Source organism: Streptacidiphilus neutrinimicus (assembly GCF_000787815.1).
In the GTDB taxonomy this organism is placed as follows: Bacteria; Actinomycetota; Actinomycetes; order Streptomycetales; family Streptomycetaceae; genus Streptacidiphilus; species Streptacidiphilus neutrinimicus.
The window spans coordinates 1-22,671 of the sequence record NZ_BBPO01000096.1; the positions used below are offsets into that span (position 1 = coordinate 1).

Sequence of the window (22,671 nt, forward strand, 5' to 3'; positions counted from 1 at the left end):
GCCGGCGCGCGGGCGCGCGGCAGCCGTGGTGCGGGTGCGCAGCACGACGGGCGTCGGCAGGGGCGCGAGCGGGGCGACCACCGGGCCGCCCGCGACCGCGAGAACAGGCGTCGGGAGCAACTGCTCCCGACGCACCAGGCTGCGCAGCAGGGTCAGGCCGGCGTCGTCACGGACGTGTGGGTACACGGGACTCCCAGAGGCAGGACTGTGGTGTGCAGGGTGGGGACCGCTGCACGAGGATAACGCTTCGTGCAACAACAGCTACACCCAGTTGCCAAATTCACCGCTTCAGTCACATCTGTTACCTCCCAGTGGCAGAATGTGACCATCTCTGGCGCGCCCGGTTGCCGGACCTCTGGTCGGAGTTGATCCGCGCCAGGCCGGGGCTGACCGGATTCCGGAAGCTTCCCGGGCGCGTCTCGGCAGAATCCCGCGCATACGCGCGAGCAAGGACCGGTCAGAACCGGTCAGTTGGCATGCAGGGCGCTCAGCGCGCCGAAAGCGCTTCCCCGGGGCCCGTCGGGGCCGCTCAGCGGCGCCGGTTGCGGTAGATGGCGACCGCCGCGGCGGTGCCGCCCGCGGCCGCACCGAGACCGGCCGCGGCCGGGATGCCGACCTTGGCCGCCTTGCGGCCGGTGCGGAAGTCCCGCACCCGCCACCCGTTGCGCCGGGCGTGGCGGCGCAGTTCGGCGTCCGGGTTGATGACGTAGGGGTAGCCGACGAGGGAGAGCATCGGGATGTCGTTGGCGGAGTCGCTGTAGGCGGCGCAGCGCGCCAGGTCCAGGTCCTCGCGGACGGCGAGGGCCTTGACCGCCTCGGCCTTGGCCGGGCCGTGCAGCGGCTCGCCGACCAGCCGACCGGTGTAGACGCCGTCGATGGTCTCGGCGACGGTGCCGAGCGCGCCGGTCATGCCGAGCCGGGCGGCGATGACCCGGGCCGCCTCCTGCGGGGCGGCGGTGACCAGCCAGACGCGCTGGCCCGCCTCCAGGTGCATCTGCACCAGGGCCCGCGTGCCGGGCCAGATCTTCTCGGCCATGAACTCGTCGAAGACGTCCTCGCAGATCGCCTCGAGATCCGCCGCGCGGTGGCCCTGCACGATGGAGAGGGCGCTCTCCTTGGCGTCGGCCATGTGCCCGGCGTTCTCCGCGCCGTGCAGCCGGAAGTACGCCTGCTGCCAGGCGAAGCGGGCCAACTCCCGGGTGGAGAAGAACTTGCGCTTGTAGAGGCCCCGGCCCAGGTAGAAGATCGCCGCGCCCTGCATGATCGTGTTGTCGCAGTCGAAGAACGCGCCCGCCTCGGGGTCGACCGAGAGATCCCGGGTCGGTCGCTCCTGCTCCGCGGCTGCCTCCGCGGAGGCTTCGCCCGCGAGCCGCGTGGTGTTCCGCTGCCTGGCCATGCCGCGAGCATAGCCAGATACCGGCCGGAAACTCGTATCCGCAGCGTGGAGGGGGAGTTAACTCATGGCTGCTCCGGAGGTCCACAATATGGCCATGGCTCCACTTCTTCCGCGCCGCAGCGCCAAGCAGCCCGCCGACCACGTGGTGACGCTGATCGGCAAGCCCGACTGCCATCTGTGCGACGACGCCCGCGCCGTCGTCCTCGGGCTCGCGGACGAGCTCGGCTTCGCGGTGGAGGAGTTGAACATCAACGAGGACAAGGAGCTGTTCCGCAAGTACTGGGAGCAGATCCCGGTCACCCTCATCGACGGCAGGCAGCACGACTTCTGGAAGGTCGACCCGGTGCGTCTGCGGAAGGCGCTGGGCGCATAACGATTGCGCCTTCAAACCGGACCGGCGGGGGAAGATATGTCCGGTTCACCCCGTTATGACGATGTAGGCGCCCGCCGTTGGTGCGCTTACCATCGAGGGGTTTTGTGCCGTGGGGGGACGACCGACAAGGAGCCCCCGTGCAGTCCCCGTCCGCACCGCCGCCCGCTCGCGGGTTCGCCGTGGTGGACGTCGAGGCGAGCGGGCGCAGCCCCTGGCGGCACCGCGTGGTCGAGGTCGGCGTCGTCCTGCTCGACTACCCCCTGCTGCGGGTCGAGGCCGAGTTCAGCACCCTGATCGATCCCGGCGGTCCCGTCGGGCCGACCGCCGTGCACCGCATCGCCCAGGAGCACGTCGCGGGCGCGCCGGCGTTCCGCGAGATCGCGCCGTACCTGGCGGAGCTGCTGCGCGGCCGGGTGCTGGTCGGTCACCACGTCGCCTGCGACCTGGGGTTCCTGGCCCGGGAGTTCGCCCGGATCGGGGTGGCGGTGCCGGATGTCCCGACGCTGTGCACCATGGCGCTCACCGAGCGTGTCTTCGGCGCCCGGCTCGCCGGCCGTTCGCTGCTCGCCTGCACCGAGGCGTTCAGGCTGCCGGAGTTCGACGCGCACACCGCCCTCGGCGACGCCCGCGCGACCGCGCGGCTGCTGCGTCGCGCGCTGTCCACGCCCGCGGGCGGCGTCGAGCCGGTGGGCGCGGCGGTCGAGCAGGCGCAGCGCACCGCGTGGCCGAAGCTGCGCCGCCGGGCCGCCGCGCCGCACACGCGGAATCGTTCCGCTGTCCCGGCGCTCGAGGCGTACGGCGTACCGTGCGCCGTACCGTACGGCGTTTCCGCAGTCAGCACCGCGGTTCCCGGGACGTGGGCGTGATGCGCATCACTCCTGGTGGACAAAACGGACACCATCTTTGTGCACGCGTTCACAAAGACATAGCCTGGCGTTCGCAGCCCAGCTTCACCCTCAGGAGCACCGTGGCAACTGGCCGATCCACTCAGCACAACCCCAACCCCGCCGCGGGCACTCGCCGCAGCCGGGGCCGGGGTATTCCCGATGCGACGGTCGCCCGGCTGCCGCTGTACCTGCGCGCCCTCACCGCCCTCTCCGAGCGCTCGGTGCCCACCGTCTCCTCGGAGGAGCTCGCCGCCGCGGCCGGGGTCAACTCCGCCAAGCTGCGCAAGGACTTCTCCTACCTCGGCTCCTACGGGACCCGCGGCGTCGGCTACGACGTCGAGTACCTCGTCTACCAGATCTCCCGCGAGCTGGGCCTGACGCAGGACTGGCCCGTGGTCATCGTCGGCATCGGAAACCTCGGCCACGCCCTCGCCAACTACGGCGGGTTCGCCTCCCGCGGCTTCCGCGTCGCCGCCCTGCTCGACGCCGATCCGGCGATCACGGGCAACGTGGTGGCCGGCCTGCCGGTGCGCCACACCGACGAGATGGAGGAGATCGTCCGCTCCGAGCGGGTCTCCATCGGCGTCATCACCACCCCGCCCGGCGCCGCCCAGCAGGTGTGCGACCGCCTCGTCGCCGCTGGCGTCACCAGCATCCTCAACTTCGCGCCGACCGTGCTCAACGTGCCGGACGGCGTCGACGTGCGCAAGGTCGACCTCTCCATCGAGCTGCAGATCCTCGCCTTCCACGAGCAGCGCAAGGCCGGCGACGAGTACCGCGACGAGGACGAGGGCGCCGACGCGGAGGCCCCTCCCGCCCCCGCCGCCGCAGTAGTCTCCACTCCGGGACGCGCCGTGGGACCGGGGCGCGGCCATGGGCACGAGCGGGGCCAGGAGTACGAGGAGGCGGCGGGATGAGCCTGCTGGTCGTGGGACTGAGCCACCGCAGCGCGCCGGTCGGCCTGCTGGAGCGCGCCGCGCTGACCGGGCACCAGCCGTCCCGGCTGCTGCACGCCGCCGCCGCGGCGACGCCGGTGGCCGAGGCCGCCCTGCTGAACACCTGCAACCGCATCGAGCTCTACGCCGACGTGGACAAGTTCCACGCCGGTGTCGCCGAGCTGTCCACGCTGCTCGCCGAACACTCCGGCGTCGCCCTGGACGAGCTCACCGCGCACCTCTACGTGCACTACGAGGACCGCGCCGTGCACCACCTCTTCTCGGTGGCCTGCGGTCTGGACTCGATGGTCGTCGGCGAGGGCCAGATCCTCGGCCAGCTGCGCGACGCGCTGCACCTCGCGCAGGACCAGCACACCGCGGCCCGCGGCCTCAACGAGCTGTTCCAGCAGGCCCTTCGGGTCGGCAAGCGCGCGCACAGCGAGACCGCGATCGACAAGGCCGGCCAGACCCTGGTCACCTTCGGCCTGGAGCAGATCGCCGCCGTCGCCGGGCCCGTCGCCGAGCGCCGCGCGCTCGTCGTCGGCGCCGGATCCATGAGCTCGCTCGCCGCGGCCACCCTCGCCCGCGAGGGCGTCGCCGAGCTGGTCATCGCCAACCGCACGCAGAAGAAGGCGGAGCGCCTCGCCGAGCAGCTCGGCGGCCGGGCCGTCCCCTTCGACGAGGTCGGCACGGCGCTGGCCGAGGCCGACGTCGTCATCTCCTGTACCGGGGCGGCCGGGATCGTGCTGACCGCCGAGGACCTCGCCCTGGCCGCCGAGAAGCGCAGCGCCTTCGCGGGCCCGCTCTCCGTGCTCGACCTCGCGATGCCCCGCGACGTCGACCCGGCCGCGCACGTGCTGCCCGGCGTCCACCTGGTCGACCTGGAGACGCTCGCCACCGCCGCCCAGCACGCCGACTCCGGCGCCCTCGACGTGGACGCCGTGCGCCGCATCGTCGGCGAGGAGGTCGACGCCTTCGGCGCCGCCCAGCGCGCGGCCGCGATCACCCCGACCGTGGTGGCCCTGCGCGCCATGGCCACCGAGCTGGTCACCGCCGAGCTGGAGCGTCTCGACGGACGCCTCCCCGAGCTGGACACGCGCACCCGCGCGGAGATCCAGCAGACCGTCCGCCGCGTCGTGGACAAGCTGCTCCACCAGCCCACCGTCCGCGTCAAGCAGCTGGCCGGGGAGCCCGGCGGGGCCTCCTACGCCGAGGCGCTGCGCGAACTGTTCGACCTCGATCCCATGGCCGTTGAGGCCGTCAGCACCACCAGGATGATCTCATGACGGGTCAGACGAGCATGACTCAGCCCCCAACCGAAGAGCTCCCACCGTTGCGGCTCGGCACCCGGCGCAGCGCGTTGGCGATGGCCCAGTCCGGCATGGTCGCCGAGGCCGTCGCCGCCGCCACCGGCCGCCGCGTCGAGCTGGTCGAGATCACCACCTACGGGGACACCTCCCGTGAGGCGCTCGCGCAGATCGGCGGCACCGGCGTCTTCGTCTCGGCGCTGCGCGACGCGCTGCTCGCCGGGACGATCGACTTCGCCGTCCACTCGCTCAAGGACCTGCCGACCGCCGCGCCGGAGGGGCTCGTCCTCGCCGCCGTGCCGCGGCGCGAGGACCCGCGCGACGCCATCGTCGCCCGCGACGGGCTGACCCTGTCTGAGCTGCTGGAGAAGGCAGACCCGGCCCACCCGGCCCGGATAGGCACCGGCTCCCCGCGCCGCATGGCGCAACTCCACGCCTGGGCCCGCGCCGAGGGCCTGGCGCTCGAGACGGTCGCGATCCGCGGCAACGTCGACACCCGCATCGGCTACGTCCGCGACGGCCGCCTCGACGGCGTGATCCTCGCCGCCGCCGGTCTGAACCGTCTCGGACGCCTCTCCGAGGCCACCGAGATCATCGACACCGAGGTGATGCTGCCGGCCCCCGGCCAGGGCGCCCTCGCCATCGAGTGCGCCGCGGGCGACCCCGAGCTGGCCGCCGCTCTGGCCGCCCTCGACGACGCGCCCACCCGTGCCGCCGTCACCGCCGAGCGCACCCTGCTGGCCGCCCTGGAGGCCGGCTGCTCCGCGCCGGTCGGCGCCCTGGCCGGCCCGAACCCCGCAAGCGTCCCTGGGAACGCCGAGGACGAGCTCGAACTGAGAGCCGTCGTCGGCACCGTCGACGGAGACACCGTCGTGCAGTTGTCCGCCACCGGCCACGGTGCCCCCGACGAGCTGGGACGCGGCCTCGCCGCGCGCCTGCTCGCCGCCGGCGCGGCCGGTCTCATGGGGGAGCGAGCCAAGTGAGCCCCACCGCCAGTCCCGACAACCCGCGTCGCGCCGTCGGCCAGATCACCTTCCTCGGTGCCGGCCCCGGCGACCCCGGCCTGTTGACGCTGCGTGCGGTGGAGGTGCTCGCCTCGGCCGACGTGCTGGTGGCCGACCCGCTCACCGCCGCGGCCGTGCGCGCCCACTGCCCCGAGCAGGTGGAGATGCACCAGGCCGCCGAAGCCTCCGACGCCTTCGTCCTCGACGAGGGCGGCGTGCTGGGCGGTGACGGCGGTGCCGCGGTCTCCCGCTTCTTCGGCGCGGTCCGCAGCGGCAAGCACGTCGTGCGGACCGTCGACGGCGACCCGGGCCTCGACGGCCGCGCCGCCGAGGAGATGCTGGCCTGCGCCCAGGCGCACGTCCCCTTCCAGGTCGTTCCCGGCATCGCCCAGTCGGTCGGCGTCCCCGCCTACGCCGGAGTCCCGCTGCGCGCGGGCGCGCGCGGCGCGGACGTCCGCTTCGTCGACGCGGGCGGCCTGCTCCCCGAGTCGGCCTGGGCCGACCTCGGGGCCTGCGAGTCGACGCTCGTCGTGCGCACCGTCCTGGGCTCGATCCCGTCCACGGCCTCGTCCCTGATCACCAACGGCCGCAAGCCGGAGACGCCGGTCTCGGTCACCCTTGAGGGCACGACGACGCGTCAGCGCACCTGGTGCGGCACGCTCGGCACGATCGCCTCGGAGCTGAAGACCGCCAAGGTCCTCCCCTCGCCGGTCTCGGCGCCGGTGGACCCGGCGAGCAACGTGATAGTGGTCGTCGGCGAGCAGGTCGAGCACCGGGCGGAGCTGTCCTGGTTCGAGACCAAGCCGCTCTTCGGCTGGAACGTCCTCGTCCCGCGCACCAAGGACCAGGCCGGCGCGCTCAGCGACCAGCTGCGCGGCTACGGCGCGGTCCCGAGCGAGGTCCCGACCATCGCCGTCGAGCCGCCGCGCACCCCGCAGCAGATGGAACGCGCCATCAAGGGCCTGGTGACCGGCCGTTACGAGTGGATCGCCTTCACCTCGGTCAACGCGGTCAAGGCCGTCCGCGAGAAGTTCGAGGAGTACGGCCTGGACGCCCGCGCCTTCGCGGGGATCAAGGTCGCGGCGGTCGGCGAGACCACGGCCAAGGCGCTGGTCGACTTCGGCGTCAAGCCCGACCTGGTGCCGAGCGGCGAGCAGAGCGCGGCCGGCCTGCTGGAGGACTGGCCGCCCTACGACCCGGTCTTCGACCCGATCGACCGGGTGCTGCTGCCGCGCGCCGACATCGCCACGGAGACGCTGATCGCGGGCCTGGTCGAGCTGGGCTGGGAGGTCGACGACGTCACCGCCTACCGCACCGTCCGCGCGGCGCCGCCGCCGGCGGAGACCCGCGAGGCGATCAAGGGCGGCGGCTTCGACGCGGTGATCTTCACGTCGTCGTCGACGGTCAGGAACCTGGTCGGCATCGCGGGCAAGCCGCACAACGTGACCGTGATCGCGTGCATCGGCCCCGCGACGGCGAAGACCGCCGAGGAGCACGGCCTCCGCGTCGACGTCCTCGCCCCGGCGCCGTCCGTCCACGCCCTCGCCGAGGCCCTCGCCGAGTTCGGCGCGTCGCGCCGGGACGCCGCGCTGGAAGCGGGCGAGCCGGTGTACCGCCCCTCCGAGCGACGGCCCGGCTCGCGTCGCAAGGCCCGATAGACCTTCAGGGGCGCCGGGAACTGCACGACACGCCACCCGCTGTGGGGAGTCCCCGAACGAACAGGGCCGTCCGCATGCCGGTGGTTGCTCGCGCAGTTCCCCGCGCCCCTGGGTAGTGCAACTGAAGGAGCGCAGTCATGGGAATCGAGCGTCCGTACATCCGTCCTCGGCGACTTCGTGTGACTCCCGCCGTGCGGCGGCTCGTCGCGGAGACTCGGCTCCACCCCGCCGAGCTGATCCTGCCGATGTTCGTGCGGGAGGGGATCAAGGAGCCGGTCCCCGTCGCCTCCATGCCCGGCGTGGTCCAGCACACCCGGGAGACGCTGAAGAAGGCCGCCCATGAGGCGGCCGCCGCGGGCGTCGGCGGGATCATGCTGTTCGGCGTGCCCGCCGTGCAGGACGCCGTCGGGTCCGAGGGGACCAACCCGGACGGGATCCTGCAGCAGGCCATCCGCGACGTCGTCGCGGAGGTCGGGGACCAGGTCGTGATCATGTCCGACCTCTGCCTGGACGAGTACACCGACCACGGCCACTGCGGCGTCCTCGCCGCGGACGGCAGCGTCGACAACGACGCGACCCTGCTGCGCTACGCCGAGATGGCCCGGGTCCAGGCCGACGCCGGCGTCCACATGGTCGGGCCGTCCGGGATGATGGACGGGCAGGTCGCGGTGATCCGCCAGGCGCTGGACGAGGCGGGGCACCAGGACGTGTCCATCCTCGCCTACACCGCGAAGTACGCCTCCGCCTTCTTCGGCCCGTTCCGCGAGGCCGTCGGCTCCTCGCTCAAGGGTGACCGCAAGGCCTACCAGCAGGACCCGGCCAACGCCCGCGAGTCGCTGCGCGAGCTGGAGCTGGACGTCGCCGAGGGCGCGGACCTGGTCATGGTCAAGCCCGCCATGGCGTACCTGGACGTGCTGCGCGAGATCGCGGACCACAGCCCGGTGCCGGTCGCCGCCTACCAGGTGTCCGGCGAGTACGCGATGGTGGAGGCCGCCGCGGCCAACGGCTGGATCGACCGGGACCGCATGATCATGGAGACCCTCACCTCGATCCGCCGTGCGGGCGCCGAGCAGATCCTCACCTACTGGGCCGTCGAGGCCGCCCAGCGCCTGCGCGAGCGCTGATCAGCTCCGAACGAGCAAGCAGGGCCCGGGAGTCGAAGACTCCCGGGCCCTGCTCGTCGAACTCCGGAGGGTCAGGGTGGTGCGGGGTGTCAGCCGATCAGGTGCGAGGCCGCGCCGTCGCCCGTGGACTGGGTCGCCTGGCCGACGTTGCAGACCTGGTGCAGCTGCTGGTTGCCGACCGGGACGTCGACCTGGACCGGGACCAGCAGACCGACCTGCACGTGGTGGACCTCGGGCAGGCAGATGTTCGGGTTGTCCAGGAAGTGGAAGTTGGGGCTGTCGTTGCCCCACGTCCCGGTGACGTTGGTGCCGCCGGCGCCCTGCGTGGAGACGGCGGAGCCGTCCGTGTCGCCGATGGCCGAGGCGGGCGTCGCCGTGGCGGCGATCGCGGCAGCCGCGACACCGGCGTAGGCGAGGGCCTTCTTCAGCATGGGGTGGTTCTCTTTTCTGTCCGCGTGGGGTGGGCGTGGCCCGCCGATCGGTGACCGATCGGGGAAGGTCAGCCGATCAGGTGGCTCAGCGGGGCGTCGCCGAAGGTCTGCGTGGTCTGGCCGACGTTGCAGATCTGGTGGCCCTGCTGGTTGAGGACCGGGACGTCGGCCTGGATCGGCACGAGGCCGACCTGGACGTGGTGGATCTCCGGCAGGCAGACGTTCGGGTTGTCCGCGGTGTGGAAGTTCGGGCTGCCGTTGCCCCAGGTGCCGGTGATGTCGGTGCCGCCCGCGCCCTGGGTGGAGTACGCGGCGCCGTCGCTGTCGCCGATGGCGAAGGAGGGAGCGGCGGTCACGGCGAGCGCGGTGGCGGCGAGGCCGGCGGCGGCCAGAGACTTCTTGATCACGGGATTTCTCCTGGTGAGTCGGTTCAGATCAGTCGGGTCGAACTGGGTACTGCGGGTACTGCGGACTGCGGGTGGTGCGGACTGCGGGTGCTGCCGGTACTGCGGTGGAGCCCGATCAGCCGATCAGGTGCGAGGCCGCGCCGTCGCCCGTGGACTGGGTCGCCTGGCCGACGTTGCAGGTCTGGTGCAGCTGCTGGTTGCCGATCGGCACGTCCGCCTGGATCGGCACCAGGCCGACCTGGACGTGGTGGATCTCGGGCAGGCAGATGTTCGGGTTGTCCAGGAAGTGGAAGTTGGGGCTGTCGTCACCCCAGGTGCCGGTGACGTTGGTGCCGCCCGGGCCCTCCACAGAGCTGGCCATGCCGTCCGCGTTGCCGATGGCCATCGCGGGGGTGACCGTCGCCGCGAACGCGGCCACGGCCATACCGACACCGGCAAAGGACTTCTTGAGCATTGCTGCGCGCCTTTCTGAACACCTATCAATCCGTCGTGCTGGCACACAAACCAACGAGTGCGGAGGCAACCTGGTTGCGACTCCGATCGAGGGAATCCGGTGACACACGCGGATGACCGGAACTCACTCACAAGAGGGAAATTCGTGGGCGGTGGAGGGAATTCAGCCGGGGATGCTGGGCCGTACGGGTGGATTCCTGAAATCTCCACCCCTTCGGCGTTGTTGAATCGCCCTCGACCCTTGCCCCAACCCAGGAGCCTCACCATGAACAAGTCCCTCCGCGGAACGGCCGTCGCCCTGGCGGCCTGCGCGGCGCCGGTCCTGGCCGCGGTGAGCGCGACCAGCGCGCAGGCGGAGCCGCTCTCCCCGCAGCAGCAGGAGGCGCTCGAGCAGAGCGTCGGCCGGATGGACGTGCCCTTCGCGGTGCCGATGGGCACGCTGGTGCAGCACGTGACCGGGCAGCACTCGGACAGCGGCCTGCAGGGCAGGGTGCCTGCCCTGCCGTTGCAGCCGCCGGTGCAGGGCCGGGACCAGCACACGCTGATCCCCGACCCGCTGCTGCCCGCGCTCGGCTCCGCCGACCGCACGCCGGAGCTCGGCCTGACCGCCCCGATGCCGGCCGCCGACGGCGCCGTCCACGACGGCGGCGCGCGGCTGGCGGTCCCGGCCGCGCCGCTCAAGGCCGTCAGCGCCGCCCTCGGCGTCGGCCACCCGGTCACCTACCAGGGCCGTTCGCTGCCCTACGAGGCGCCGACGACGAACACGCAGCTGCCGCAGCTCGACCTCACCCGGCTCCAGCCCGAGGTCACCCCGCCGCGTGTGCAGAGCGCGCCCGGCGGTCAGCTCTCGCTGGACCAGCGCAGCCCGGACGCCAACCTGGTCCAGCCGGTCCAGGACGTCGTCGCCAGCGCCAAGGGCGCTCTGAACGCCGCGCGCGGCTGACGGCGGGAGCACCGCAGCAAGAATCCGCCGGTCCTGCCGAAGGAGGAGTGGGCAGGACCGGCGGATGTCCGCGTGGCCAGGAACGCCGCGGGATGGGTGGGCGAGGGGCGGGCTCAGCCCGGGAGCAGACCGGCCGCGCCGCCGACCAGAGGCAGGCTGCTGAGGCCGCCGCCGTTGCTCAGGCCGGAGGTGACCGGCTGCGTGGAGACGGGCCCGCCCTGGTCGGGCTTGAGGGCGACGCCGTTGTTGAGCGGGTCGGCGGCCGAGTTGGCCAGCGGGTCGAGCCGGAAGTCCTTCGCGGGGCGGACCACGTTCGGGACCGCGGTGGTCAGCCCGGTGACGGTGGGGCCCACGGCAAGCGGCTGCAAGGCCGCCTTGGGCACGGCGCCGGAGGCGGTGCCGGCCGCCGGGGACGAGTCGGCCGCCTGGGCGGGGGAGGCGGCGACGAGGCCGGCCACGGAGAGAAGGAGCGTGCCGAACGCCGCTGCGCGGGCCGTGTTCATTTCAGGGTCTCCCGATCCGGTGATCAGTCCGGTGATGTGATCCGGTGACGGGCGCACCGCAGCCCCCCGCACCGACGAGGCGCGGGGGACACGGCGGACCCGCATTGCTGGGTGAGGGTCAGCAGGGCGTCAGCAGGGCGCGTTCTCGCAGCCGTTGCCGAACACCGGGTTCAGGGCGCCGATCACGTCGACGGAGTTGCCGCAGAGGTTGACCGGGATGTGAACCGGGACCTGGACCGCGTTGCCCGACACGGCGCCGGGAGAGTTGGTTGCGGCGCCGGCCGCGCCGGCGTCGGCCGAGGCGGCTCCCGCGGCGCCTGCCACCAGGCCCACGGAGGCGAGGGAGACGGCGCCGACGGTCTTGAGCGTACGCACGGTGAATCTCCTATCTAGAACGCTTGAAGCTGGAACGCCCGAGTGCTCGCCGAGCGAGCGGGCGTTCCTTACTTGTTGACGCAGGTGTTGCCGAAGGCCGGGTTCAGCAGGCCGATCACGTTGACGGTGTTGCCGCAGACGTTGACCGGGATGTGGACCGGAACCTGGATCAGGTTGCCGGACAGGAAGCCCGGGGAGTTGCTGGCGATGCCGTTCGCGGTGGAGTCGGCGGAGGCGACGCCCGCGCCGACGAGGGTGACGGCAGCGGCGGCGGCGCCGAGCGCGGCGGCCTTGATGACCTTGCTCATGATGGGAATCCTTCGATCTCTAGGATTTGCTGGTTTGCGTTTCTTTCAGCCCCTCCGAAAAAGGAGGGGCCGCAAGACGAAACGAGCGCCGGGCGGCCCGGTCACGAGCCGACTCGAACGACCACTCGGACAGCCGATCGCACATCGCTTCGATGGAGGAAGGGCCCGACCGCTCGTCGCGGCCGGGCCCCACGCTTCCGAGGGCGGAGATCAGCCCTCGTTGGCGCAGTGGTTGCCGAACGCCGGGTTCAGCAGGGCGATCACGTTGACCGTGTTGCCGCACAGGTTGACCGGGACGTGGACCGGGACCTGGACCAGGTTGCCGGACAGGAAGCCCGGGGAGTTGGCCGCGGCGCCCTGAGCGGTGCTGCTGGCTGCCGCGACGCCACCACCGGCGGCGAGCAGGCCGGCCGCGGCGACGGTGACCATGAGGCCGCGCTTGGTGTTGAGCATGGGAGGTGTCCCCTCTCGTGAATCTCTTGGTACGAAGGTCTCGGGATCGGCGGTCAGGCCTCGCTGTTCCGGTGCGAATCGGAATTCGATCCGGTGGAAAGCGTTCGCCGTGTTCCGCTCTTGTTCATCCGGACTCTCCAACGACCCTCTGCTCACGAGGACATGGGTCAACTCCAGCTCCACTCGAATGGGCGCATTCTCGGCTGAATCCATCGTCCGGGTGAATGTCGTACATGGCCGGTGACGGGCGAGAATCGGCCTCGTTGGGCTCGGTGCCTGCGGTTCGGAGACCGCGGGCCCCGTCTCCGGTCGGCCCGGTGGCGCGGTCCACATGTGCGAGGAATCGAGAGTCATGTCGAACGTTCTGAAGGGCGCCCTGGTCGCCTCCGCCGCCGCCGGTGCGGTCGTCGCGGCCGGTGCCGGTGCCGCCTTCGCAAGCTCCCACGCCTGCGGCGACGCCTCGAACTCCCCGGGTGCGGTCAGCGGCAACGAGCTGCAGCTGCCGGTCCACATCCCGGTCAACGTGGTCGGCAACTCCGCCAACGTGATCGGCCTGCTGAACCCGGCCTTCGGCAACCACGGCGCCAACGTCGGCTGACCTCAGGGCCAGCGCGGCACGGCCGCAGCACACGGATCGGCCCTGCTCCATGATCGGGAGCAGGGCCGATGCGTATTATCGGGGGTGACGGCGCGTCAGCGCGCGCGGTGTCGCCCGGAGGCGGGGCGGCTGTCAATCGCAGTCCTGGCTTCCGTCGGTCGCCGTTCCATCGGTCGCGGCCTGGTCGTTCGCCGAGTCGTCGGTGGCCGACTGGCCGTTCGCCGAGTCGTCGGTGGCCGACTGGCCGTTCGCCGCGTCGTCGTGGTGCTGCATCCACCCGTGGTGCTGCCAGGCCATGTGGCCCCCGTCGACCTCGTGGCCGTTGACGCAGGTGTTGCCGATCGCCGGGTTGCCGGCGCCCACCACGTTGACGCTGTTGCCGCAGAGGTTGATCGGGATGTGGACGGGGATCTGCACGAGGTTGCCGGAAAGGAAGCCCGGCGAGTTGGTCGCCACCCCGTTCGCGGTGGCGTCGGCACTCGCCACGCCGCAGGCGCCGAGTACCAGACCTGCCGCGAGGACCCCGGCGGCTGCCAGCCGTGAGGGCTTGCGCATGCTTGCTCCTTGCTGTGGTCGGTGGCGCCGGGCCGTGCTCGCGCCCCGGTCGCCCTTCGTGTGCACAGCTTCACTCTGCGCCTCCTCGCCGGCCCTTCCCGGTCGGCGCGACGCCAAGTCGCCCGTCCGGACCTGTGTGTCCGGACGCCCGCCCGTAGCGGGACCCCGGGCGCAGGGGGGCCGTGGGCGGGTGGCGATAATGCTGCTATGCGTCACCGTCTCCGCGCCGCGATCGCGCTTCCCGTCCTGGCCCTGTCCGCCGCGCTCGCCCTCTCCGGCTGCGCCAGCGGCGGGGTGCAGCGGGAGCTTCCCGGCACGGCGCAGTCCTCGGTCTCGGTGGGCGCGGACGGCACCGACTACTCGGTGCAGGGCCGCAACGTCGACCTGAGGGTCGCCAAGGCGGCGGTGCACCTCGGCGCGCCGGGCGGCGCGCAGCTGGAGATGGGCGTGACCAACTCCGGCCCGGTGACCGAGCACCTCGCCCTGGCAGCGATCCAGGGCAAGGTGGCCACGCTGGACGGCACGACCGAGAACGCGAAGTCGGTCGCCGGCGTTCTGATCGCCTCCGGCTCGACCGCCTCCTTCGGTGCGGCGAACGGCCCGAGGATCGTGCTGACGAACGGCGCCGCCCTGAAGCCGGGCGGCACCGTTCCGGTGATGCTGCAGTTCGGCATCGCGGGGATGGTCAGGATCGACGTCCCCGTCCTCGCGGACTGAGCGGCCTTCCCGCGAGCTCCCGCTACGCCAGGTTGAAGTCGTCCGCGTAGACGTTCCCCTGGGCGTACCAGCCGTGCACGTACACGGTGACCGTGCCGCTGCTGCCAGTGGTGAAGTGCACGGTCAGCTGGTTCCAGCCGCTGCCGGACGACCAGGTGCTGGCGCTCGCGCCGCCGCTGACGCCGATGTAGGCGTAGGAGCCCTGGACCCAGCCGGTGAGCGTGTAGCTGTGGTTCGGCTGGAGGGTGACCGACTGGTCGCACTCGCCCGTCGTCGACGAGCTCGGCGCGACGGCCAGCGCGTGGCTGCCGCTGTGGACGGGGGAGGAGACCACGCCGCTGCCGCTCTGGCAGGTCCACGGGCTCAGGCTGCCGGTCTCGAATCCGCCGTTGACCAGGCTGCCGCCGCCCCCGCCGCTGGTGCCGGTGACGGTCAGTGAGTAGGTGGCGCTGTGGCTGCCGGAGGCGGCGGTGCCGGTGACCGTGATCGGGTAGGTCCCCGCGGCGACGGAGGAGCCGACGGTCGCGGTGAGCGTGCTGGAGCCGCCCGCGGTGACGGAGGCCGGGCTGAACGAGACGCTGACGCCGGAGGGCGAGCCGCTCGCGCTCAGGCTGACGCTCTGCGCGCTGCCGGAGGTGACCGCCGTGGAGACCGTGGCCGTCGCCGAGGCCCCCTGGGCGAGCGAAGCGGAGGAGGGGCTGAGGCTCAGCGAGAAGTCGTTCTGGGTCTGCCCGCCGCCGCTGGTGAACGGCTCCATGGCGTGGCTGAAGTCCCAGGTGTTCTGGCTGATGCCGGAGCAGGTGTCGGAGCCGCCCGTGCCGGGGCAGCCGCCGTTGTCGCGCTCCAGCGCCCAGAAGGACAGCTCGGCCAGGCCCTTGCCGGCGGCCCAGCTCTCGACGTTCTTCGCGTCGGCCACGGTGGTGGTCTCGGCGGCGCCGTAGTCGTCGATGCCCGGCATCATGGTGATGCCGACCATGTTCCACAGCTGCGCGGCGCTCTTGGACGGGTACAGCTGCGCGAGCTGGCCCTCCAGGCCGGTGGCCGCGTTCTCCGCGTCGGTGCCCATCTCGTGGGTGGCGCCGTCGTAGTAGTCGAAGGTCATGATGTTGACCACGTCGACGCGGGCGTTGTTCTGGACCGCGTTCTTCAGCACGGCGAGGCCGCTCGCGGCCAGGCCGCTGGTGGTGGTCGGCAGGGTGTAGGAGAACTGGACGGTGCGCCCGGTGCTCGCGGCCCACGACTCCACCTGCGCGATCGCCTTGTTGCGGCGGTCGATGCCGGCGCTGTTCGTCAGCGAGTTGTCCTCGGTGTCGAGGTCGATCCGGGTGACGCCGTAGGTGGTGATGACGCTCTCGTACACCTGGGCGATGGAGTTGACGTCGGTGCAGCTGTCGGCGATCTCGGTGCCGGTGTCGTCGGCGGTGTAACCGCCGAAGGAGGGAACGACGTCGCCGCCGCTCGCCTGGATCGAGGCGATCTGGCTGCCGAAGGTCGAGGAGCTGATCGGCTGGCTGGTGTCCCCGTCCCAGTAGGCGGTGCACGAGCCCTTGGCGGCGGCCTGGATGAAGGCCATGCTCAGGTATTTGGCGCCGGACTCGGACGAGAGCGTCGCGGGGTTGTCCCCGCTGTAGGCCTCGAAGTAGGGGGAGAAGACGTGCGCGGGGACGGGCGTGTTCGCCGCGTGCGCCGTGGGGGCGGCGACCGCGGCCAGCCCGGCGCCGAGCAGCGCCGCGGTGAGCAGGGCACGGACTGATCTCATGCAGGACTCCCGTGGGGTGGAGTGGTGCAGTGACGTGTCTGGCTGTGCTGTGTCCGACTGTGCTGTGTTCGAGTGTGCTGTGTTCGGGCCCTGCCAATGATTGGTCTGGACCATATAACTGTCAAGAGTCCTAACAATTAACGGGCTTGACCCTCACACAGTGGGAGACCCGTTACTGGAGAGGTCATGTTCACCATCGGGGACTTCGCCCGGCTGGGGCAGGTGTCGGTCCGCATGCTGAGGCACTACGACGCCCTCGGCCTGCTGCGGCCGGCCCGTGTCGACCCGTTCACCGGCTACCGGTACTACGAGGCGGCCCAGCTGTCGCGCCTCAACCGTGTCATCGCGCTCAAGGATCTCGGCTTCAGCCTGCAGCAGGTCGGCGAGGTCCTGGGCGCGAAGGTCGGCCCGGAGGAGCTGCGCGGCATGCTGCGGCTGCGACGGGCCGAGCTGGCCGACACCGTCGCCGCCGCGACCGCGCGGCTCGCCCAGGTCGAGACGAGGCTCCGCACCATCGAAAGCGAGGGGCTCATGCCCACCGCCGAAGTCGTCCTCAAGTCGCTCCCCGCCGCCCGGCTGGCCGTCGTCACAGGCCTGGCCGAGAGCTTCGACCCCCGCCACATCGGTCCCGTCATCGGTCCGCTCTACCGCGGGCTGCACGAGAAGCTGGGCGCGGCCGGCGTGCAGCCCGCCGGTCCGGACATCGCCTGGTACGAGCAGGACGGCGACGGCGAGCTCGGCGACGGCATCGTCGTCCATGCCGGCGTCCCCGTCGCGCTCGCTCCCGGCGAGCTCCCGGGCGTCGACGTCGTCGACCTCCCGGCGGTCGAGCGCGCGGCGACGATCGTCCACCACGGATCCATGGACGGCGTCCTCGCCAGCGTCCAGACGCTCGCCCGCTGGATCGAGTCCGGCGGCCACCGGGCGGACCGCCTCGGTCGCGAGCTCTACCTGAACTCCTGCGGCCCCCAGGAGGAGTGGGTGACCGAGATCCAATGGCCGCTGAAGTGACCGCCGCCGCGGCAGTCGCCGCCGGGGCGGGCGCCGCCGGGGCGGGCGGCCGTCACCTCGACAGCGTCCGGTGGTACGACCCGACGAACTCCCGGTGCCACCACGCTCCCGTGCTGCGCCGCTCCGCCGGGGTCGTGAAGCGGTAGCGGTAGAGGGTCGCCCGGACGAAGGCCGGAGGCGCGTCGGGGAACGGGTTGCCGTCGCGCCTCAGCAGCCGCAGCGTGGCCGCGTCACCGGCCAGCAGCTTGCGCAGCAGCGCTGTCAGCCACCCGCGCGCGTAGCCGGGGTTGAGCGCGGCGAACCACATCAGCCAGTCAAGGCGCAGGTGGTACGGCGCGAACTGGCGCGGCCGGCGGAGCACCGGGCCCGGCTTGCCCCGGAAGCCATAGGCCAGCCAGGTGTGCCCGTCCGCGCTGCCCTCGAGCTCCACCTCGTGCCGCAGCCGCGTCACGCTCCCGAACGCGCCGTAGGTGTTGACCAGGTGCAGGCTGTCGAAGGAGGCGTTCATCATCTGCCGCGAGGAGAGCAGGTTGCGGACCGGCCGGTAGCTGAGCGCCAGCACCAGCGCCGCGTACCCGAGCACCAGCACCTGGAACCAGAGCGGCGTCGCCGGGTACGCGCGCCCGGCGCCGGAGCTGACCGCGCTCAGCGCCAGCGTGATGGTCAGCCAGTTCAGCCAGGCGAAGTTGCCGGACAGGACCAGCCACAGCTGGGTCGCCACGACCAGCCCCGCCGCCACCGTCGCGCCCGGCTGCGGCAGGAACAGCGCGAAGGGCGCGCCCAGCTGCACCACGTGGTTGGCCCCCGCCTCGACCCGGTGCAGCGGGCGCGGCAGGCGATGGAACCACCAGCTGAGCGGGCCCGGCATCGGCTGCGTCTCGTGGTGGTAGTACAGGCAGGTCAGCTCCCGCCAGCAGCGGTCGCCGCGCAGCTTGATCAGTCCCGCGCCGACCTCGACGCGGAACAGGATCCAGCGGATCAGCAGCAGGGTCGTGATCGGCGGCGCGACGTGGTCGTTGCCGAGGAAGACCGCCAGCGCGCCCGTCTCCAGCAGCAGCGACTCCCAGCCGAAGGAGTACCAGGTCTGCCCGACGTTGACGATCGAGAGGTAGAGCGCCCACAGCAGCGCCCACATCGCCATCGCCGCCCCGAGCGGCACCGCGTCCGCCGCCCCCGCGGCGACCGCGGCCGCGAGCGCGCAGCCCGTCCAGGCGACGGCGGCGAAGAGCCGGTCGGAGTACCGCCAGTGGAACAGCGACGGCGACTGCCGGAACCCGCGGTGCGCCAGGAACCGTGGGACGGGCGTCAGCCCGTCCGTGCCCAGCAGGGCCCGGCCCTGCCGCGCGGCGGTGAGGAAGCCCACCAGGTAGACGCCCGCGAGGGCCCGCTGGAACAGCAGCCTCCCGAGCCAGGCGTGGCCCAGCCAGCCACCGGTCGCGTCCAACCACTGCATGGCTTCACCATGCACCAGATCCGCGCCGTCCTCACGCGGCCGTCCTCACCCGGCCTCACGCGGCGGCGGACTCCTGGGCCGGGTCCGTCGCGTAGGCGGCGGCGACCGACTCGCGGTCGAAGACGTGCCAGGTCGCCGCGACGACGCCGACCGCGACCACGAAGCCCACCCAGTACGGCGCGGCCACCCCGAACCGCGACGCGAGGCCGCCGCCGAGCAGCGCGCCGACGCAGTTGCCGCCCGCCGCCACGAACAGGTTGGAGCTGCTGACCCGGCCCATCAGCTCGGGCGGCGTCATCCGCTGCCGCAGCGAGTTGGCGACGATGCCCCACAGCACCCCGTGCACGCCGAACGCGAAGAGCATGAAGCCGAGGAACCACGCGCTGTGCGAGACGGCCAGTGCCAGGTGCATCCCGGCCTCGATCAGCAGGCCGATCCGGATCGTCCAGGTGGCGGTGCACCAGGCGACCAGCCGGTCGCCGATCGCGGAGCCGACGATCCCGCCGACGGCCATACAGGAGAACAGCAGGCCGTAGCCGACCGAGCCGAGGTGCAGCCGCTCCTTGGCCAGCAGCACCAGCACCGCCACGGCGGCGGTCAGGGTCACGTTGAGCAGGCCGATCAGCACGGCCATGGTGCGCAGCAGGCGCTGGCGCATCAGCCAGCGGAAGCCCTCGATCATGTCCGTCCGCACCGAGCGCCGCGCCGCGCCCGGCGTGCCGCTGTCGCTGTCGCCCGGGGTGCTGCCGTGGCTGTCGTCGGGAGTGCCGACGTCCGGGCGGAACGAGCCGGCCACCAGGGCGATCAGCAGCGCGCTCGCGGCATAGGTGCCCGTGTTGACCAGGAACGGCAGCCCCGCCGTGACCGCGAAGAGCAGGCCGGCCAGCGGGCCGGACAGGACGCCCTGCATCAGGGTGGCGCCGCCCGTCAGCCAGCCGTTGGCCCGTTCCAGCAGCGGCCGCGGCACGACCGTCTGCACCAGCGACTGGGCCGCCGAGCGGAACACCACCTCGCCGGTGTTGATCAGGAACAGCACCGTGTAGAGCACGGCGATGCTGGGATGGCCGGTGAGCAGCGTCAGCGACAGCACGCCCATCGCAGCGAACCGCGCCCAGTCCAGTGTGACCATCAGCCGCCGCCGGTCCACCCGGTCGACCAGCACCCCGCCCGGCAGCGCGAACAGCAGCCACGGCAGCCAGGCGACGGCCGAGGCGGAGGCCACGATCAGCGGATCGCTGGTCCGCGAGGCGACCAGCAGCGGTGTGGCGATCGTCGTCAGGCCGCTCCCCAAGGCGGACGCCGTGCTGGAACCCCACAGCTTGGCGAAGGCCGACCCGAGGCGGGGGCTTCCCTCACCCCGCTCCCCGCTTCTTACGCCCTCGTCCACCCCGCTCGTCATGGGGTCCGAACCTAGCAACCGGGATCCGCCGTGCCTACGGGGTTTTCCTGCGGGCGAAGGTCGCCTGCCCCGTCCGCCTGCCCCGTCCGCCTGCCCGGCCCGCCTGCCCAGTCCGCCTGCCCCGTCCGCCTGCCCGGGTCGCCTGCCCGGGTCGCCTGCCCAGTCCGCCTGCCCGGCCTGCCTGGTCCGCCCGGGGCGGTAAAGCTGATGTGATGTCATGGACGGTTCGCTACCATCCCTTCCATGCATCTCTCCGGGCCGCACTAGACCGAACGCCGACGCCGCGCCCCTTCTCGCGCGCCGCGTGCCTCGTCGTCGTTCCGTCGTGCGCCACTCCACGCCTGGAGAGTTCCCATGTCCCGCCCCGCCCAGGGCGGCGCCTCGCTGCGCGCCGTCCTCGCCCTGCCGCGTGCCCGCGGCCTGTTCGCCGCCGGTGCGCTCGCCCGGCTTCCCTATGGCCTCCACCCGCTGCCGCTGCTGCTCGCCCTGCGCGACGCGGGCGGCTCCTATGCCCTCGCCGGCGCGGCCGTCGGCGCCTACTCGCTGGTCGGCGCGATGCTCCTGCCCGCGCGTGCGCGGTTGGTGGAGCGCCGGCCCGCCGCCCTGCCCTGGCTCGCCGCCGGATTCGCCGCCCTGCTCGGAGCGCTCGCCCTGCTCGCGGGCCTCCGGGTCGGCTGGGGCGCCGCCCTGCTCGCACCGCTGGCGGGTCTGTTCTCGCCGCCCGTCGGCCCCCTGCTGCGGGTCCGCCTCGGCGCGCTCGCCCGCTCCGACACGGAGCGGCAGGCGGCGCTCAGCCTCGACGCGGTGGCGGAGTCCACCGTCTTCGCGCTGGGCCCGGCGATCGCGGGTGCGGCGCTGACGGTCCTCGCCGCGCCCGTCGTACTCGGCCTGTGCGCGGCCTGTTTCGCCCTCGGCTTCCTCGCCCTCGCGGCCGTCTTCCGCGGCGGTCCGGTCCCACGCGCCGAGGGCGGCGCGGCGTCCCCCGGCGCACCACGGGTGCCGCTGCGCTCGGCGGCGTTCGCGTCCGTGCTGCTCGCGGTCGCCACCGTCGGCGCGACGTGCGCGGGGGCGGCACTGGCCTGCGTCGCGGCCTGGGGCGCGGGCACGGCCGGGCCGCTGGAGGTGCTCGTCTCCGTCGGCGGGGTCCTGGGCGGCCTCGGTTACGGCCGCCGCGCCTGGCGGCGCTCGCCGCACCGGCGGCTGGCCTGGCTCGTCGTCGCGGCGGCGGGAGCCCAGGCGCTCGTGGCGCTCTGCTTCTCCCGGGCGGGCGCGGCGGCCGGGCTCCTCCTCGACGGCGCGGCGACCGACTGCGTGCTGATCACCGCGTATCTCCTGGTCGAGGAGCTCGTGCCCGAGGGCGCCCGGACGGAGGGCGGGGCATGGGTGAACACGGCGTTCAACCTCGGCGTCTCGGGTGGCTCGGCCCTCGCCGGGCTGCTGGTCGCGGCCCCGACGGGAGCACGCGGGATCTTCGCCTGCGGTGTCGTGCTGCCGCTCGTCGCGCTGGTCCCGCTCGCGCTCGCGCCCACCGGGCGGTCCGCGCTCCGGCGGCGGGGAAGGGTTCACCGCGAGAGCTCCCCGGCGTGAGCCGCGTCACCGCCCCGCGAGGCTGAGCTCGGCCTGCTCCGTGCGTGACGGGGCTCACCGTGCCCGGACCCCGTTCGGGGGTTCGGGCCGGTGCGGGCGGGGTCCGTCCGCGGCTCAATAGAGCCGATTTGCGCATATTCCTTGGAATCGCAGGCGTTTGCTCAGATTAATCCGACTTCTTGTGGCTTAAACCACTTAGGGCCGATATTTCTTGCCCCTGTCGAGACGGTCGTGTGAACGTGGAGACCGTTCAGCGGAACGCGGCAGCAATCCAGCGCCGCGAGAGGGCCCGGTGCAGAACCCCGGAGCCCGGCGGATCAGCCCCGCGAACACGCTCGACCGAAGAGCCTGCAGCGCGTGTGTGCGTCGGCCGTGTCGAGAACAGCCAGCCAGTTCCCCGAGCGGCGCTGCCCTGCTGCCCGCCCGCCCTGTTCGCGGGCGGGGAGCGGCGCGTCCGCACCCGACCTCTGGAGTGACATGCGTCTCGGCCTTCCCCGTACCCGCACCCGCCTCACCGCCAACGTCCTGATGGCGTCCTGCGTCGCCGCCGCCGCGTTCGTCGGCCAGCACGCGATCCCCGCCAACGCCGCGCCCAAGGACAACGCGGCCCCGGCCCAGCACACTGCCCAGCAGGCGGCAGTGAAGACGGACCCGAAGACCGACGCGAAGCCGGCCCCCGCGAAGCCCGCCCCGGCCAAGCCCGCGCCTGCCAAGCCCGCCCCGGCGAAGCCGGCCCCCGCCAAGCCCGCGCCCGCCAAGCCTGCCGCCCCCGCCAAGCCCGCGCCCGCCAAGCCTGCGGCTCCCGCGAAGAAGACCTACGCGAACAACCTCGACGGCTGGATCGCCCAGGCCCGCGACATCCTCCGCGCCGACGGCGACAAGGTCCCCTCGGCCGCCTCCATCAAGGCCCGCGCGATGACCGAGTCCTCCGGCAACCCCCGCGCCGAGAACCACTGGGACGGCAACCAGGCCCTCTACGGCGGCACCTACGGCCTGATCCAGACCATCAAGCCGACCTTCGCCGAGTGGTCCCTG

At 72.6% G+C, this 22,671-nt stretch carries 26 protein-coding genes; 13 read left to right on the forward strand and 13 right to left on the reverse strand.

The features are described from left to right. The coding region (locus tag TR48_RS34330) for a hypothetical protein (protein WP_042374457.1) at positions 1-186 on the reverse strand (186 nt) is incomplete at its 3' end. Positions 187-529: 343 nt separating this feature from the next. Next, positions 530-1,396 (reverse strand): HAD family hydrolase, encoded by an 867-nt coding sequence (locus TR48_RS34335; protein ID WP_042374458.1) that lies wholly within the window; start codon positions 1,394-1,396, stop codon positions 530-532. Positions 1,397-1,490: 94 nt separating this feature from the next. On the opposite strand from TR48_RS34335, the gene TR48_RS34340 reads away from it, so the two are divergent. The 7 genes from TR48_RS34340 (at position 1,491) to hemB (ending at position 8,684) form a co-directional block, all read left to right on the forward strand. Further along, on the forward strand, positions 1,491-1,769 hold the full coding sequence (locus tag TR48_RS34340) for a glutaredoxin family protein (protein ID WP_042374489.1): 279 nt from the start codon (positions 1,491-1,493) through the stop codon (positions 1,767-1,769). Positions 1,770-1,906: 137 nt separating this feature from the next. Beyond that, entirely contained in the window at positions 1,907-2,635 is a 729-nt protein-coding gene (locus tag TR48_RS34345; RefSeq protein ID WP_052443284.1) for a 3'-5' exonuclease, read from the forward strand. A 101-nt stretch (positions 2,636-2,736) separates the two neighbouring features. Continuing rightward, a complete protein-coding gene (locus TR48_RS34350; protein ID WP_042374459.1) occupies positions 2,737-3,573 on the forward strand; it encodes a redox-sensing transcriptional repressor Rex in 837 nt (278 codons plus the stop codon). Then, positions 3,570-4,877, forward strand: a complete 1,308-nt coding sequence (locus TR48_RS34355; protein WP_042374460.1) for a glutamyl-tRNA reductase — start codon at positions 3,570-3,572, stop codon at positions 4,875-4,877. The genes TR48_RS34350 and TR48_RS34355 overlap by 4 nt, the downstream gene beginning before the upstream one ends. A 14-nt stretch (positions 4,878-4,891) precedes the next feature. Next, on the forward strand, positions 4,892-5,881 hold the full coding sequence (gene hemC / locus TR48_RS34360) for a hydroxymethylbilane synthase (protein WP_042374493.1): 990 nt from the start codon (positions 4,892-4,894) through the stop codon (positions 5,879-5,881). Then, the gene (locus TR48_RS34365) at positions 5,878-7,560 is read left to right on the forward strand and encodes a bifunctional uroporphyrinogen-III C-methyltransferase/uroporphyrinogen-III synthase (protein ID WP_042374461.1); all 1,683 of its coding nucleotides are present in this window, start codon (positions 5,878-5,880) and stop codon (positions 7,558-7,560) included. Before hemC ends, TR48_RS34365 begins: the two co-directional genes overlap by 4 nt. Before the next feature lie 137 nt (positions 7,561-7,697). Next, entirely contained in the window at positions 7,698-8,684 is a 987-nt protein-coding gene (gene hemB, locus TR48_RS34370; protein ID WP_042374462.1) for a porphobilinogen synthase, read from the forward strand. A gap of 89 nt (positions 8,685-8,773) precedes the next feature. Here hemB and TR48_RS34375 read toward each other — a convergent pair whose 3' ends face one another. From TR48_RS34375 to TR48_RS34385, 3 genes are all read right to left on the reverse strand, one after another. Next, the gene (locus TR48_RS34375) at positions 8,774-9,115 is read right to left on the reverse strand and encodes a hypothetical protein (protein ID WP_042374464.1); all 342 of its coding nucleotides are present in this window, start codon (positions 9,113-9,115) and stop codon (positions 8,774-8,776) included. 68 nt (positions 9,116-9,183) lie between these two features. Beyond that, entirely contained in the window at positions 9,184-9,522 is a 339-nt protein-coding gene (locus TR48_RS34380; protein ID WP_042374466.1) for a hypothetical protein, read from the reverse strand. Between the two features lie 115 nt (positions 9,523-9,637). After that, the gene (locus tag TR48_RS34385; RefSeq protein WP_042374468.1) at positions 9,638-9,976 is read right to left on the reverse strand and encodes a hypothetical protein; all 339 of its coding nucleotides are present in this window, start codon (positions 9,974-9,976) and stop codon (positions 9,638-9,640) included. A 264-nt stretch (positions 9,977-10,240) separates the two neighbouring features. Between TR48_RS34385 and TR48_RS34390 the strand changes: the two genes are divergently transcribed. Continuing rightward, positions 10,241-10,918, forward strand: a complete 678-nt coding sequence (locus TR48_RS34390; protein WP_042374471.1) for a hypothetical protein — start codon at positions 10,241-10,243, stop codon at positions 10,916-10,918. Between the two features lie 113 nt (positions 10,919-11,031). On the opposite strand, the gene TR48_RS34395 is transcribed toward TR48_RS34390, so the two are convergent. The 4 genes from TR48_RS34395 to TR48_RS34410 all read right to left on the reverse strand — a co-directional run bounded on the left by TR48_RS34395 (position 11,032) and on the right by TR48_RS34410 (position 12,557). Next, positions 11,032-11,421: a hypothetical protein gene (locus tag TR48_RS34395; protein ID WP_042374474.1), complete on the reverse strand. Its 390-nt coding sequence runs from the start codon at positions 11,419-11,421 to the stop codon at positions 11,032-11,034. Between the two features lie 129 nt (positions 11,422-11,550). Next, entirely contained in the window at positions 11,551-11,796 is a 246-nt protein-coding gene (locus tag TR48_RS34400) for a chaplin (RefSeq protein ID WP_042374476.1), read from the reverse strand. 68 nt (positions 11,797-11,864) lie between these two features. Then, complete coding sequence (locus TR48_RS34405) at positions 11,865-12,104, reverse strand: chaplin (protein WP_042374478.1); 240 nt, start codon at positions 12,102-12,104, stop codon at positions 11,865-11,867. A 210-nt stretch (positions 12,105-12,314) separates the two neighbouring features. After that, positions 12,315-12,557 (reverse strand): chaplin, encoded by a 243-nt coding sequence (locus TR48_RS34410; RefSeq protein WP_042374479.1) that lies wholly within the window; start codon positions 12,555-12,557, stop codon positions 12,315-12,317. A gap of 352 nt (positions 12,558-12,909) precedes the next feature. Here TR48_RS34410 and TR48_RS34415 point away from each other — a divergent pair, with 352 nt between their 5' ends. Next, positions 12,910-13,155, forward strand: coding sequence for a chaplin (locus TR48_RS34415; protein ID WP_042374480.1), 246 nt, complete (start codon positions 12,910-12,912; stop codon positions 13,153-13,155). A gap of 132 nt (positions 13,156-13,287) precedes the next feature. Here the strand turns inward: TR48_RS34415 and TR48_RS46905 are convergent, their stop codons facing one another. After that, entirely contained in the window at positions 13,288-13,710 is a 423-nt protein-coding gene (locus TR48_RS46905; RefSeq protein ID WP_063771125.1) for a chaplin, read from the reverse strand. 207 nt (positions 13,711-13,917) lie between these two features. Here TR48_RS46905 and TR48_RS34425 point away from each other — a divergent pair, with 207 nt between their 5' ends. Further along, the gene (locus tag TR48_RS34425) at positions 13,918-14,427 is read left to right on the forward strand and encodes a hypothetical protein (protein WP_042374482.1); all 510 of its coding nucleotides are present in this window, start codon (positions 13,918-13,920) and stop codon (positions 14,425-14,427) included. Between the two features lie 22 nt (positions 14,428-14,449). On the opposite strand, the gene TR48_RS34430 is transcribed toward TR48_RS34425, so the two are convergent. Beyond that, on the reverse strand, positions 14,450-16,186 hold the full coding sequence (locus TR48_RS34430) for a carbohydrate binding domain-containing protein (RefSeq protein ID WP_042374483.1): 1,737 nt from the start codon (positions 16,184-16,186) through the stop codon (positions 14,450-14,452). A 186-nt stretch (positions 16,187-16,372) separates the two neighbouring features. On the opposite strand from TR48_RS34430, the gene TR48_RS34435 reads away from it, so the two are divergent. Further along, positions 16,373-17,197 carry a MerR family transcriptional regulator gene (locus TR48_RS34435; RefSeq protein WP_042374484.1) on the forward strand — a complete coding sequence of 275 codons (825 nt, stop codon included), beginning with the start codon at positions 16,373-16,375 and terminating at the stop codon, positions 17,195-17,197. Positions 17,198-17,249: 52 nt separating this feature from the next. Here TR48_RS34435 and TR48_RS34440 read toward each other — a convergent pair whose 3' ends face one another. Next, entirely contained in the window at positions 17,250-18,650 is a 1,401-nt protein-coding gene (locus tag TR48_RS34440; protein ID WP_042374486.1) for a lipase maturation factor family protein, read from the reverse strand. 55 nt (positions 18,651-18,705) lie between these two features. After that, positions 18,706-20,049: an MFS transporter gene (locus tag TR48_RS34445; protein WP_042374488.1), complete on the reverse strand. Its 1,344-nt coding sequence runs from the start codon at positions 20,047-20,049 to the stop codon at positions 18,706-18,708. 354 nt (positions 20,050-20,403) lie between these two features. On the opposite strand from TR48_RS34445, the gene TR48_RS34450 reads away from it, so the two are divergent. Together TR48_RS34450 and TR48_RS44595 are read left to right on the forward strand one after the other, a co-directional pair. Then, on the forward strand, positions 20,404-21,636 hold the full coding sequence (locus TR48_RS34450; protein WP_052443285.1) for an MFS transporter: 1,233 nt from the start codon (positions 20,404-20,406) through the stop codon (positions 21,634-21,636). A 477-nt stretch (positions 21,637-22,113) separates the two neighbouring features. After that, positions 22,114-22,671, forward strand: a 558-nt coding sequence (locus TR48_RS44595; protein ID WP_052443286.1) for a hypothetical protein, incomplete at its 3' end; no start/stop codon positions are given.